Here is a 13,824-nt window from a genome sequence, read left to right on the forward strand (position 1 = left end):
GGCGTTTTTTTACTCAAAAGCATGGTTTTTGTTTAAATTTATGTTTGCTTTTTATGCGCTTTTCAGTACTCTAGGCAGCGCAATCACATTATCCATGTGATTTGCTGATGCTAAAGAAATCCTCACTTTTAGCATCTGCTCCTGTGGTTGGCGTGACGATCAAATCCGAATATTACAGGGCACTTCTGGTGTCCTTTCTCAATTTCCCCACCCATAAAATTTTCAGGATTGCACTTTTCTCCCTACTGTGTTCAACTAAACTGTATCCATACAATTAGAATATCTTGAATGCGCGAGACTTCTGCCTGACTCGACTAAGAGAGGCAAAAATTCAGTTGCTGAATCTTGGCAATATGATCATTTGCCCGCAGCAACACTGCATTTTATTTTTCCAGCAACGCAGGCTGGTTCGCATGGAAAGCTTTGCTGGCTGATTTATACAAAATTACACTGTGGCTAGAGGGCATGCAGTACAATCAGCCTATGTTTTTTTTAATTAGATCATCATTATGTCTGTGCAACGACTTCATGTCACCTCACGCTATTGCGAAGTTGCAATTTCAGGAAATCAGGTTCATCTGGCTGGACAACTGGCAGATGACACCAGCCTGAATATTGGCGCACAGACCCAGCAAACCTTAGACAACATTGACCGTTTACTGTCTGAGGCAGGCACAGACAAAACCCATATTTTATCTGTGTTTATTTTCCTGAAAGACATTGAAAAAGATTATGGGGCCATGAATGCCGTTTGGGATGCGTGGATTGCTGAGGGGCATCCCCCAGCACGTACCTGTGTGGAATCCAAGCTCTATGCGCCTGATGTTCTGGTGGAAATGACCGTCACGGCAGTGCGTCCAGACTAGGACGATTTCACCGCCAGAACGTTGTATTTTATCGCGCGCTCCGCCGCCTGTGGCATGGTCACTGGTGTAGCGGTTCTTGGTGTAGCAGGCGCGAACAGGTCAGGAATCAGGTCTTTCCGTAATTCCTGTTCAGTTGGAATCGCGCTGTAACGCAATACACGGTATCCAGCCAGTTCCAGCAGACTGTCCTGATAATGTTTTTGTTGCAGGCGATTGACATACGACTGGTCTGCGATCTCAATGATGGCAAGCACCTGATGCTGCTGGTCCAGCACCACAAAATCGGCAACTAGCCCCTGATACTTACGGCGGGTATGGGCAAACTTTGTGGTGAGCAAGGCATCAAAAGACACATGCGCCAATACGGTATGCCGTGGCAAAACCGCCTTTAAACGCATCAGGGTAATCTGTTCAGAAATATTCAGGATACCACGTCGTTTCAGTGGGCTGTCCTGACGCCGATTTTGGTGCAAACTTCGAACTGCAAATACTGTAATAAACAGTAGTCCAACTATTGTTATGAAATAATACATTTCTAACCAATCCCTTTAGATTTTTTATAATCATTTTGGCTTTGATGCCAATTTTTTTAATCAATACTTTTTAATCAACAGCGAGCGATAGTAAAGTCATTTTCGCAGTACAAACTTAAATTTTTTAATCGTGTTTGAACAGCCGACCAAAGTCGTAAAAGTGTCCTTCACCTTTATTTATAATCATCCTGCGGGGAATATTCAACTCGATATTGTCAGTATATGTTTCTATAAATTGTAGTTTTACCAATCATTTGTGACTACCCTCTCATTTGTGTATCAAAAGGAAAGCATGAAAGACTCAGGCTTTCCCAAACTCAACTTAACGATGGGCCTTGGACTTCGGTTTTGGTTTTGCCGAAAAAGGTCGTTTCTCACCTGTTTCACGCGGCGGCAAGCCCGTATGCTGGGTCAGAATCTGCCCTTTTTGTGGACGTTTCTGGCCTGATTGCGGCTGTCCTGTACGTTTTGCGGAATCTCCCGCCAAAGTGGAGTTCTTCTTGCGAGCAGACTTATATTCCCCCTCAGCGGTTCCCTGTGGCTGGTAGGTCGGAATCAGGTGCTGTTTGGAATTTCCAATCAAATCCGAACGTCCCATTTCCTTTAAGGCTTCACGCAATAGAGGCCAGTTGTTTGGATCATGGTAACGCAGGAATGCCTTATGCAAACGGCGACGTTTCTCACCCTTAACAATATCCACATTTTCAGTATGACGTGCCACCTTGGACAGTGGATTCTTGCCAGAATAATACATGGTGGTGGCAGTAGCCATCGGCGATGGATAGAACGTCTGTACCTGATCGGCACGGAAACCGTTCTTCTTCAACCAGACCGCCAGATTCATCATGTCGTAGTCGGTTGTACCTGGATGTGCAGCAATAAAGTATGGGATTAAATACTGTTCCTTACCCGCTTCCTTACTAAAACGCTCAAACATTTGCTTAAAGCGGTCATAGGTACCAATTCCAGGTTTCATCATCTTGGAGAGTGGCCCCTGTTCGGTATGCTCAGGCGCAATCTTCAGGTAACCACCGACATGGTGCTGTACCAGTTCCTTGACATATTCAGGATTGAGTACCGCAAGGTCATAACGCAGGCCTGAACCAATCAGAATCTTCTTCACACCCTTGATTTCACGTGCCTTACGGTAAAGCTGAACCAGTGGTGCATGATCGGTGTGCAGGTTCTGGCATACGCCTGGGTAGACACAGGATGGCTTACGACAGTTCTTCTCAATTTCAGGATCATTGCAGTGCAGACGGTACATATTGGCGGTTGGACCACCCAAGTCTGAAATAATGCCTGTAAAATTCGGTGCAGTATCACGGATCTTTTCAATTTCACGTAAAATCGAGTCTTCCGAACGGTTCTGGATAATCCGCCCCTCATGCTCCGTAATCGAACAGAATGTACAGCCACCAAAACAGCCACGCATGATGTTGACAGAGAACTTGATCATGTCAAATGCAGGGAAACGTGCATCCCCATAGGCAGGGTGTGGTAAACGTGCATACGGCAAGTCAAACACGTAATCCATTTCCTCTGTGGTCAGTGGAATAGGCGGTGGATTAATCCAGACATCACGTTCACCGTGGCGTTGAACAAGGGCACGCGCATTGCCTGGATTGGTTTCAAGATGCAAAATACGGTTGGCATGGGCATACAGCACATGGTCATTCGCCACCTCTTCAAATGAGGGCAAACGAATCACCGCCAGTTCACGTGGTGGCAGTTTATGCTTAATTGCCTTGGATGGTGCAGCTCTCAGTTGCACAATCTGGGTATCAGGGTCTAACTGATCGCCCTCACGTACAATTGGATTTGCCACAATTTCTTTCTGGAAATTTTGATATTGGGCTAAGGAATTGCCTTTTTCTTTCTCAACCTCGCAACCATCAATGTCTTCTGTCATCACATAGGGATTGATGATGGGATCGACACGTCCAATGGTATCGACATCGTTACTGGCAATTTCAACGAATTTTGCCTTGGAAGCTTTATTGTGCTTATTAATAATAAATGCTGTACCACGAACATCGGTAATGTCATGCACTTTTTCACCTTTGGCCAAGCGATGCATCACCTCGATAATGGCACGCTCACCATTACCATACATCAACAGGTCAGCCTTTGAATCCATCAAAATGGAACGACGAACCTTGTCTGACCAATAATCATAGTGTGCGATACGACGTAGACTGCCCTCAATCCCTCCCAGCAATACAGGCACATCTGGAAATGCCTCACGACAACGCTGGCAATACACGGTTGCCGCACGATCAGGGCGTTTATTTGCTTCATTGTTTGGAGAATAGGCATCATCCGAACGGATTTTACGATCTGCCGTATAACGGTTGATCATTGAATCCATGTTCCCAGCCGTTACCCCCCACGCAATGGTGGGCTTGCCCAGCACACGGAAGCTTTCCACATTGGTCCAATCTGGCTGCGCAATAATCCCGACACGGAAGCCCTGTGCCTCAAGCACACGCCCAATCACACCCGACACAAAGGATGGGTGGTCAATATAGGCATCACCACAAACCAAAATAAAGTCACATGCATCCCAGCCGAGCAGGTCCATTTCTTCTCGTGACATCGGCAAAAATGGTGCGGGTTCAAAACACGACGCCCAATATTTGTCGTAATCAAACAGCGCTTTTGGCGCGGTCTGCATGGTGTAGGCAGTAGACATGGCTTGCGAATCTCGGCTAGCAGATGGAGGAGAGACATCTAAAGATGAAAGCCGATCATTTTAACATGAATTTGATTCATTTTCCTTGTTTATAAAACATACAGAAACAAAGGGATAAGAATTAATCTGCCTAAAATTCACTCGCAATCTATAAATTTTCAAGTGAGTACTCAATGAGGCCTGTAATAACCATTCGTTACCAACTGAATCATTCTTAATAATCGATATTGCTCAGGAATTGCATTTCTTGCCATCTCTGCACATTTCATCATGTTATTTTTATTATAAAGCCTTTAGACGAATCGATAAAATCAGGCCAAAAGCCAATACCAACACCACACTGAGATTGATCCCAATCCAGCCAAAGTTTTCCCAGATCAGGCCACCACTACTTCCCAGCAAACTGGAACCGATGTAATAGCAGAATAAATACAGCGATGCAGCCACCGCCCGATACTGAATTGCCTGCACAGATACCCAACTGCTGGCGGTGGAATGTGCTGCAAAAAAGGCAAAGGCAAAAATAATCAGTCCCAACAGAATGGCCCAAAGCGCTGGAATCAGGGTAATCAACAATCCAGCCATCATCATCAATAACATGAGGGGTAAAACTTTGGCCCGACCATATTTAAAACTCCACTGTGCTGCTTTTGATGAACTGTAAATTCCTGCCAAATAGGCAATCGAGATTAAACCAATCCAGCTTTGTGATAATTGAAATGGTGCTTCCAGCAGGTGATAACTAATATAATTAAACACCGTGACCAGACATCCCATCAGGATAAAACCCTCGGCAAACAGGATGCGTAATTTACGGTCTTTTAAGTTTTGTTCAAACGCTGCCTTAAAACGGGAAAATCGAAAAGGATAGGGTTGAAAATGCTGGGACTTGGGTAAGAGTAAATAGAACAGACAGGCAATGATAAGATTGATAAAACCAATAATATAAGTTGCTGATTGCCATGAGATAAAATCAACCAATACCCCTGCAATCAAACGTCCACCCATCCCTCCAATCGCTGTGCCTGAGATATACAGCCCCATCGCCAAACCAATATCTTTCTGTGCAATCTCCTCTCCAATATAGGTCATGGCAACTGCGGCAACACCACTCACCGCCAAGCCTATAAAAATACGAGTTGTTAAGAAAATTTCCCAGATTGGAAAATACGCACTGACCAGCAATAAAACCGAAACAAGGAACAAGGCAAACACCATAATCGGTTTGCGCCCGAAACGATCAGAAATAAAGCCTGTAAACAGCAGGCCAATGGCCAGGGCAATGGTGGAAAAGGATAATGGAAAACTACTATGTGTCGGGCTGACCTGAAAGAACTTTGCAAAAATCGGCATCATCGGCTGCACACAGTACAGGGATGAGAAAGAGGCAAACCCTGCAAAGAACAATGACCATAAAATCGCGGTAAATGATTTTGAACCATATTCAATATGGGTTTTGACAATGTCCGACATAAATCAGCTTTTTCTACAGGTCTGATTTGATTTTAGTCTTTTTTAGACTCCCTGTAATGACCACCTTTAAAAAAACCTGAAACGTTGGGCATTGCATATGATTTTCTGCGCGACATACTGCTGCATGCCTCAACCCCCACTGATAAAATGTAACTATCTGGCCATAATCCTGTATTTTGTAGGTTAAAGCGTACACAGGTTGCGGTGATTGGCGAATAGCTGATAGCAGGTTTATCCCCTAATATACAAATCATAGAGAGACAGGAAGTCTCATTCAGAACAACAAGAAGCACAGGACGTGGTCGTTGACAGGAGTTGGCGGTAAGAAACCAAATATGAGAAAGCCTCGACAGGATGTCGGGGCTTTTTTATTGACCTGGTGTTTAATTCGCATAGACATAGAACGATAAAATAATCGCTATTGACTCCCTCAATTTGGCTTAATACCATGACTCATCATTTTATTTTTCTGGTTGTTTGCTTTGCAAATCCTAACAACTCAACAATACATTCTTGAAAAACCCATCTTGCTGCTTTTAAGAATCGGGCTGGTTCTGAGCGCTATCACCCTGTCTGCATGCAGCAGTCTAAGCGGATCATTTGCCAATCGTTCCAATCAACTCTCATCAGGATTACAAACCGCTTATTCTGTTTCACCTAGTACCGCCAATCGCGTATCGCCAATCATCATTCAAAGCTCAGAGCGTTACGATGTTTCGCCACTTTTAATTGCGGCGATTATTCGACAGGAATCCAACTACAACAGTGCCGCACGCTCACCGACGGGCGCGGTGGGACTGACCCAAATCATTCCAAGTCATTGGCGTCAGGCCTGTCCTGGCAATCTTTATGATGAAAGTGTCAATATTAACTGTGGCACCCAGGTCCTTGCGACCTACTATAAATCTGCGGGAAGCTGGTCAAAAGCCGTTGCCTATTACAATGTTGGACCAACAGGTTATCAACGCAGTTTCTGGACACGACACAAAGGCAAGAAATATGCAAGATCGGTGAAGCGACATGAAAAGGCTTTAAAGAAAGCACTTTAAATTGGACAATAAAAAAACCATGCGCTAAAGGCATGGTTTTTTTATATTCAACGACTGATTAAGCCTCGTCAAACAAGCCCTCAAATAACACTGAAGATAGATAACGCTCACCACTGTCAGGTAAAATCACCACAATGGTTTTCCCTGCATTTTCTGGACGTTCAGCAATCTGGGCCGCTGCCGCCAATGCCGCACCACTTGAAATACCCACTAAAATTCCTTCTTGCGTTGCACACTTTCTTGCCCAGTCAATCGCATCCGCACTGTTCACTGGCAGGACTTCATCAACCAGGTCCAAATCCAGGTTTTTAGGAATAAAGTTGGCACCAATCCCCTGAATTTTATGCGGTGCAGGTGTAATGCTCTCACCATTTTTAGTTTGGGTAATAATTGGTGATTCAGCTGGTTCAACTGCCACTGAATACAATGGCTTATTCTGCACTTGCTCAAAATAACGTGAAATCCCTGTAATGGTGCCGCCAGTTCCCACACCCGCCACTAAAATGTCAACATTACCCCCTGTGGCATTCCAGATTTCAGGACCTGTAGTATCTGTATGAATCTGTGGATTGGCTGGATTTTCAAATTGTTGTGGTAAGAAATATTGTTCAGGGTTTTCAGTGGCTAAGCGTACCGCCTCATCCACCGCACCTTTCATGCCTTTGGCTGGTTCAGTCAGTACAAGGTTCGCACCCAAGGCTTTCAGCACCTTACGACGTTCCAGACTCATACTTGCAGGCATAGTCAGGGTAATGGGATAACCTTTTGCCGCCGCCACAAATGCCAGAGCAATACCTGTATTACCGCTAGTCGGTTCAACAATATGCATACCAGTTTTAAGTACACCACGTTTTTCCGCATCTGCAATCATGGCTGCACCAATACGGCATTTTATTGAAAATGCAGGATTACGGCTTTCAACTTTTGCCAATACTGTAGCATCTGATTTAATCAAGCGATTGATACGAACTAAAGGTGTATTACCAATGGCTTCGGCATTATTTGCATATACCGCAATACCAAGGTTGGCAGGTGTTGGAAATTGTTGGTCGGTTGTCATGAATGATCCTTTATATCTTATCGTCTTTAAAAAGATTATACGCAGTTTAACCTTATCATCAAAAATTGATATTTAACGATTTGTGATGCTGATTTATAACAAAACTTTCAAGTCTAGGCTTCACGACTCTTTTTGTATTATTGCCTGTTCTGGCTTTTAACCACATCTCTGCATTAAGCCAATTCCTCATGGACAATGCCCTGATCAGTATCACCCAGCAAAATTGCAACCCGTTCAGAATGTACAACCAAATGCTCCAGCCAACGCTGGGCAGCGAGCAATTCCAGAGCATAGGTTGCAGAAACATTTTGATGGGCGGAATCCTCGATAATCTTTTGCCTTACAGACTCTTGTCTCTTTTTCATTTTATTCACTATCAAGCTCAATTCATCCACTAAAGATTTAGGTATTTTTACAAATGATTCCTGCAATAAATAAGGAATATAGTCAAACTACTTTATTATTCATACAGGATTCGAAAAAAACTCGAAATAACTCATCGACTGAGTCGATCAACCATTGTTTACGCTTACGTTTAACCCATGCCCACATCTGTTCTATAGGATTTAAATCAGGGCTGTATGCAGGAAGCCAAAGAATTTTATGCCCTTGTTGTTCCAATAATTCCTGAATATCTGCTCTTTTATGAAATGCTGCATTATCCATAACCACTACACTATTTTCAGGTAATGCTGGTATCAGGAATTGCTCAATCCAAAAATGAAAAACATCTGAATTGATTTTGCAATCAAATAAACCGACTGAAAATAAATCCCCTTTATGGATTGCTCCAATGGCATTGGTCTGATTCTTTAATTGCCAATTATATTGCCCTAAACAGGGTACTCCTTTTCGTGAATAGCCATGAGGTCTATAATCATGTGACTTAAAACCACTTTCATCCAGATAAATAATCGGGTGGTTTTTTTCTAATTCATTCACTTGCTGAATAAATTTATCCCTAAGCCTTGTATCTGCTTTAGGATGGCTTAACGTCTTTTTTTAACTGTAATATTTAAGCGCTTTAATGCAGCACCAATAGATGAAACACCACAATTAAAACGTGCAGCACGTTCATATTGATAAGCATCAGGATACTTTTCAACATCTTCACGTAAAGCATCATCGTTAATTTTAGAAGGTTTACGTACACGAGTTTTTTTAATCTCTATACGTTTCTTCCTTTCAACAATGGTATTTTTATTAATTTCAAATTGTGCAGCTACCGCTCGAATAGAATAACCTTCCTCAAGCTTAGCTAAAATTTTACGTCTAAAATGTTCTGAATAACTCATTGCACCATTGTATTAGTTTTATAATGATTTGACTATAATACTCTTGACTAGAAATTTTTCTATTCTAAATTTTATTGAGTACGAGTGATATTAAATTTTGTTGGAATCTTCTTTGTTTAGCAATAAAAAACCTCCCAACATTGGTTGGGAGGTTTAGTATTTAAAAGCTGGCGATGACTTACTCTCACATGGCAAACGCCACACTACCATCAGCGCGAAGAGGTTTCACTTCTGAGTTCGGGAAGGGATCAGGTGGTTCACTCTTGCTATTGTCGCCAGCAAACTGTTGTGGTGTTTTGGGGTCTTATTGATCATGTTGTGTTTTCACTTCATGTCTGCCTTACTTACGAACCAAAGAGTTATTAACGGATTAGATATTGAGTCTAACTTTGTGTTCAGCATTTTAACTAGTTTTCACACTAAATCAAGTTGTGTATTGAATTTATCTTGAATACAACAACTGTTTGGGTGTTGTATAGTCAAGCCTCACGAGCAATTAGTATTGGTCAGCTTCACACGTCACCGTGCTTCCACACCCAACCTATCAACGTCCTGGTCTCGAACGGCTCTTTAGGAGGTATAAAGCCTCGGGGAAATCTTATCTTGAGGTAGGCTTCCCGCTTAGATGCTTTCAGCGGTTATCCCTTCCGAACATAGCTACCCGGCGATGCCACTGGCGTGACAACCGGTACACCAGAGGTTCGTCCACTCTGGTCCTCTCGTACTAGGAGCAGATCCTCTCAAATTTCCAGCGCCCACGGTAGATAGGGACCGAACTGTCTCACGACGTTCTAAACCCAGCTCGCGTACCTCTTTAAATGGCGAACAGCCATACCCTTGGGACCTGCTTCAGCCCCAGGATGAGATGAGCCGACATCGAGGTGCCAAACACCGCCGTCGATATGAACTCTTGGGCGGTATCAGCCTGTTATCCCCAGAGTACCTTTTATCCGTTGAGCGATGGCCCTTCCATACAGAACCACCGGATCACTAAGACCTACTTTCGTACCTGCTCGACTTGTGGGTCTCGCAGTTAAGCGCGCTTTTGCCTTTATACTCTACGCGTGATTTCCGACCACGCTGAGCGCACCTTCGTACTCCTCCGTTACTCTTTAGGAGGAGACCGCCCCAGTCAAACTACCCACCAGACATGGTCCTCGCCCCGGATTACGGGGCAGAGTTAGAACCTCAACATTACCAGGGTGGTATTTCAAGGACGGCTCCATTGGAACTAGCGTTCCAACTTCAAAGCCTCCCACCTATCCTACACAAGTAAGGTCAAAGTTCAATGTCAAGCTGCAGTAAAGGTTCACGGGGTCTTTCCGTCTAGCCGCGGGTACACCGCATCTTCACGGCGAATTCGATTTCACTGAGCCTCTGCTGGAGACAGCGCCGCCATCATTATGCCATTCGTGCAGGTCGGAACTTACCCGACAAGGAATTTCGCTACCTTAGGACCGTTATAGTTACGGCCGCCGTTTACTGGGGCTTCGATCAAGAGCTTCGCTTACGCTAACCCCATCAATTAACCTTCCAGCACCGGGCAGGCATCACACCCTATACGTCCACTTTCGTGTTTGCAGAGTGCTATGTTTTTAATAAACAGTTGCAGCGGCCTGGTTTCTGCGGCTGCCAACCGCTCAGGGAGCAAGTCCCATCACCGTCAGCAGCGTACCTTCTCCCGAAGTTACGGTACCATTTTGCCTAGTTCCTTCAGCAGAGTTCTCTCAAGCGCTTTGGTCTACTCGACCTGACCACCTGTGTCGGTTTCGGGTACGATTCCTGTGTAACTGAAGCTTAGAGACTTTTCCTGGAAGCATGGTATCAGCCACTTCACTGTACAAGTACAGCTTGCTATCGACTCTCAGCATAGAGCACCCCGGATTTGCCTAAGATGCATGCCTACAACCTTCCACCTGGACAACCAACGCCAGGCTGACTTAACCTTCTCCGTCCTCTCATCGCATTACACAGAAGTATTGGAATATTAACCAATTTCCCATCGACTACGCCTCTCGGCCTCGCCTTAGGGGTCGACTCACCCAGCCCCGATTAACGTTGGACTGGAACCCTTGGTCTTTCAGCGTGCGAGTTTTTCACTCGCATTGTCGTTACTCACGTCAGCATTCGCACTTCTGATACCTCCAGCAGACTTCTCAATCCACCTTCATCGGCTTACAGAACGCTCCCCTACCACGTAACTTAAAAGTTACATCCGCAGCTTCGGCACATAGTTTTAGCCCCGTTACATCTTCCGCGCAGGCCGACTCGACTAGTGAGCTATTACGCTTTCTTTAAAGGGTGGCTGCTTCTAAGCCAACCTCCTAGCTGTCTATGCCTTCCCACATCGTTTCCCACTTAACTATGATTTTGGGGCCTTAGCTGGCGGTCTGGATTGTTTTCCTCTTGACTACGGACGTTAGCACCCGCAGTCTGTCTCCCGGATAGTACTCATTGGTATTCGGAGTTTGCATCGGTTTGGTAAGTCGGGATGACCCCCTAGCCGAAACAGTGCTCTACCCCCAATGGTATTCGTCCGAGGCGCTACCTAAATAGCTTTCGGGGAGAACCAGCTATCACCGAGTTTGATTAGCCTTTCACCCCTATCCACAAGTCATCCCCTGGCTTTTCAACGACAGTGGGTTCGGTCCTCCAGTTAGTGTTACCCAACCTTCAACCTGCTCATGGATAGATCGCCTGGTTTCGGGTCTATACCCAGCAACTAAACGCCCTATTAAGACTCGATTTCTCTACGGCTCCCCTATTCGGTTAACCTCGCTACTGAATATAAGTCGCTGACCCATTATACAAAAGGTACGCAGTCACCGAACATGTCGGCTCCCACTGCTTGTATGCATGCGGTTTCAGGATCTATTTCACTCCCCTCACAGGGGTTCTTTTCGCCTTTCCCTCACGGTACTGGTTCACTATCGGTCAGTCAGGAGTATTTAGCCTTGGAGGATGGTCCCCCCATATTCAGACAAGGTTTCACGTGCCTCGCCCTACTCGTCATCATTGTGTGTGCCCTTTCGTGTACGGGAATATCACCCTCTACGTTCGCACTTCCCAGAGCGTTCCACTAAAACACACATAACTTAATGGGCTACTCCCCGTTCGCTCGCCGCTACTAAGGGAATCTCAATTGATTTCTTTTCCTAAGGGTACTGAGATGTTTCACTTCCCCTCGTTCGCCTTGCAACACTATGTATTCATGTTGCAATACCTACCTTATGGTAAGTGGGTTCCCCCATTCAGATATCTCCGGATCACAGGATATTTGCCGCCTCCCCGGAGCTTTTCGCAGGCTATCACGTCTTTCTTCGCCTCTGACTGCCAAGGCATCCACCACATGCACTTAATTACTTGACTATACAACCCCAAACAGTCGTTAACACATACAAGTGAGTGTTATCGTTGCAAACTTAATTGCTACTGGTTTGTTGTCTGTGAATTTAATCACCATACAGCTTCAATCTAAATTCATATACCAAAACGCTTGATTCAGTGTTTTTGCTAGTTCTCATTTCTAACAACTCAGCTTAAAGAATTAATTCTTCTTGCTTTGTTATTGAATGAGTGAACAATTTATTTCAGACTCAATTTTCTAATCTGTTAATGATTAACTACAGCCTCGTCAGCTTGCAGTAAACTGTGATAAATCACAGAAGTTAATAAATCTAAATCAATCTCTTGATTCACCTTATTTATTAAGTTCTATAATTTAAAAATATCTTTCACTACCATATTAGATCAGATACTACGCGCAGCATAGCTGCTTGTCTTGCGCTTCGGCAAAGCGTTGCTTTGCTGATCGAAGCTCTGGTGGAGACTAGGAGAGTCGAACTCCTGACCTCCTGCGTGCAAAGCAGGCGCTCTACCAACTAAGCTAAGTCCCCAGCTTACAATCATAATGAACGATATATCTTCTCATCTAGTAGCTTGTGATTATTCATCACTTCGTCAGTAGTGGTGGGTCTGACAAGACTTGAACTTGTGACCCCACGCTTATCAAGCGTGTGCTCTAACCAACTGAGCTACAGACCCTGAGAAATAAAAGAAGAGATCGTTGATCTCTTCTTTTATTTCGCAAGACAAGCGCAGCGCGTAGTGCACGACTTATCTCTAAAATTAAAAAAGAGAAACAATACTTTTTCTATCTTTCATTCGATATATCTCGAAGAACAACTTGTTGTGGATTCTTACCGATCGTCAATCTTTCGTTAAGGAGGTGATCCAGCCGCAGGTTCCCCTACGGCTACCTTGTTACGACTTCACCCCAGTCATCGGCCACACCGTGGTAAGCGTCCTCCCTAAGGTTAGACTACCTACTTCTGGTGCAACAAACTCCCATGGTGTGACGGGCGGTGTGTACAAGGCCCGGGAACGTATTCACCGCGGCATTCTGATCCGCGATTACTAGCGATTCCGACTTCATGGAGTCGAGTTGCAGACTCCAATCCGGACTACGATCGGCTTTTTGAGATTAGCATCCTATCGCTAGGTAGCAACCCTTTGTACCGACCATTGTAGCACGTGTGTAGCCCTGGCCGTAAGGGCCATGATGACTTGACGTCGTCCCCGCCTTCCTCCAGTTTGTCACTGGCAGTATCCTTAAAGTTCCCATCCGAAATGCTGGCAAGTAAGGAAAAGGGTTGCGCTCGTTGCGGGACTTAACCCAACATCTCACGACACGATCTGACGACAGCCATGCAGCACCTGTATGTAGATTCCCGAAGGCACCAATCCATCTCTGGAAAGTTTCTACTATGTCAAGGCCAGGTAAGGTTCTTCGCGTTGCATCGAATTAAACCACATGCTCCACCGCTTGTGCGGGCCCCCGTCAATTCATTTGA

The 13,824-nt window shown here is 44.8% G+C and carries 9 protein-coding genes, 2 tRNA genes, 3 rRNA genes and 1 pseudogene; 2 read left to right on the forward strand and 13 right to left on the reverse strand.

The window, feature by feature from the left end; translation table 11 throughout:
• The first annotated feature begins 509 nt into the window (after positions 1-509).
• On the forward strand, positions 510-866 hold the full coding sequence (locus F967_RS13170; RefSeq protein WP_004800403.1) for a RidA family protein: 357 nt from the start codon (positions 510-512) through the stop codon (positions 864-866).
• On the opposite strand, the gene F967_RS13175 is transcribed toward F967_RS13170, so the two are convergent.
• The 4 genes and pseudogenes from F967_RS13175 to F967_RS14000 all read right to left on the reverse strand — a co-directional run.
• Positions 863-1,399, reverse strand: a complete 537-nt coding sequence (locus F967_RS13175; RefSeq protein ID WP_004800405.1) for a DUF2726 domain-containing protein — start codon at positions 1,397-1,399, stop codon at positions 863-865. The two genes, F967_RS13170 and F967_RS13175, sit on opposite strands and share 4 nt — an antisense overlap.
• A 322-nt stretch (positions 1,400-1,721) precedes the next feature.
• Positions 1,722-4,094 (reverse strand): YgiQ family radical SAM protein, encoded by a 2,373-nt coding sequence (locus tag F967_RS13180; RefSeq protein ID WP_004800407.1) that lies wholly within the window; start codon positions 4,092-4,094, stop codon positions 1,722-1,724.
• 282 nt (positions 4,095-4,376) lie between these two features.
• Entirely contained in the window at positions 4,377-5,567 is a 1,191-nt protein-coding gene (locus tag F967_RS13185; RefSeq protein WP_004800409.1) for an MFS transporter, read from the reverse strand.
• 13 nt (positions 5,568-5,580) lie between these two features.
• Positions 5,581-5,720: pseudogene (locus tag F967_RS14000) on the reverse strand (MerR family transcriptional regulator); the annotation flags it as partial.
• 329 nt (positions 5,721-6,049) lie between these two features.
• On the opposite strand from F967_RS14000, the gene F967_RS13190 reads away from it, so the two are divergent.
• Positions 6,050-6,616: a lytic transglycosylase domain-containing protein gene (locus tag F967_RS13190; RefSeq protein ID WP_004762427.1), complete on the forward strand. Its 567-nt coding sequence runs from the start codon at positions 6,050-6,052 to the stop codon at positions 6,614-6,616.
• A gap of 58 nt (positions 6,617-6,674) precedes the next feature.
• Here the strand turns inward: F967_RS13190 and cysK are convergent, their stop codons facing one another.
• The 9 genes from cysK to F967_RS13235 form a co-directional block, all read right to left on the reverse strand.
• On the reverse strand, positions 6,675-7,676 hold the full coding sequence (gene cysK / locus F967_RS13195; RefSeq protein ID WP_004762428.1) for a cysteine synthase A: 1,002 nt from the start codon (positions 7,674-7,676) through the stop codon (positions 6,675-6,677).
• Between the two features lie 173 nt (positions 7,677-7,849).
• Entirely contained in the window at positions 7,850-8,041 is a 192-nt protein-coding gene (locus tag F967_RS13200; RefSeq protein WP_004777744.1) for a hypothetical protein, read from the reverse strand.
• Positions 8,042-8,123: 82 nt separating this feature from the next.
• Positions 8,124-8,618, reverse strand: a complete 495-nt coding sequence (locus tag F967_RS13205) for an IS630 family transposase (protein ID WP_004777742.1) — start codon at positions 8,616-8,618, stop codon at positions 8,124-8,126.
• Between the two features lie 47 nt (positions 8,619-8,665).
• Positions 8,666-8,971, reverse strand: coding sequence for an IS630 transposase-related protein (locus F967_RS13210; protein ID WP_004777610.1), 306 nt, complete (start codon positions 8,969-8,971; stop codon positions 8,666-8,668).
• 165 nt (positions 8,972-9,136) lie between these two features.
• Positions 9,137-9,251: ribosomal RNA gene (gene rrf / locus F967_RS13215) — 5S ribosomal RNA — on the reverse strand.
• A gap of 195 nt (positions 9,252-9,446) precedes the next feature.
• Positions 9,447-12,340 (reverse strand): 23S ribosomal RNA (locus tag F967_RS13220).
• A gap of 451 nt (positions 12,341-12,791) precedes the next feature.
• Positions 12,792-12,867 (reverse strand) — tRNA-Ala (locus F967_RS13225).
• Positions 12,868-12,938: 71 nt separating this feature from the next.
• A tRNA-Ile gene (locus F967_RS13230) sits at positions 12,939-13,015 on the reverse strand.
• A gap of 177 nt (positions 13,016-13,192) precedes the next feature.
• Positions 13,193-13,824, reverse strand: a 16S ribosomal RNA gene (locus F967_RS13235); the annotation flags it as partial.

Origin of the sequence: Acinetobacter sp. CIP 102637 (genome assembly GCF_000368425.1) — a bacterium.
GTDB classification, from domain to species: Bacteria; Pseudomonadota; Gammaproteobacteria; order Pseudomonadales; family Moraxellaceae; genus Acinetobacter; species Acinetobacter parvus.

Excerpts from the sequence above, each read along its gene's own strand:
- F967_RS13170 (WP_004800403.1), top strand. The coding sequence starts at position 510 with ATGTCTGTGCAACGACTTCATGTCACCTCACGCTATTGCGAAGTTGCA.
- F967_RS13175 (WP_004800405.1), bottom strand. The coding sequence starts at position 1,399 with ATGTATTATTTCATAACAATAGTTGGACTACTGTTTATTACAGTATTT.
- F967_RS13180 (WP_004800407.1), bottom strand. The coding sequence starts at position 4,094 with ATGTCTACTGCCTACACCATGCAGACCGCGCCAAAAGCGCTGTTTGAT.
- F967_RS13185 (WP_004800409.1), bottom strand. The coding sequence starts at position 5,567 with ATGTCGGACATTGTCAAAACCCATATTGAATATGGTTCAAAATCATTT.
- cysK (WP_004762428.1), bottom strand. The coding sequence starts at position 7,676 with ATGACAACCGACCAACAATTTCCAACACCTGCCAACCTTGGTATTGCG.
- F967_RS13200 (WP_004777744.1), bottom strand. The coding sequence starts at position 8,041 with ATGAAAAAGAGACAAGAGTCTGTAAGGCAAAAGATTATCGAGGATTCC.
- F967_RS13210 (WP_004777610.1), bottom strand. The coding sequence starts at position 8,971 with ATGAGTTATTCAGAACATTTTAGACGTAAAATTTTAGCTAAGCTTGAG.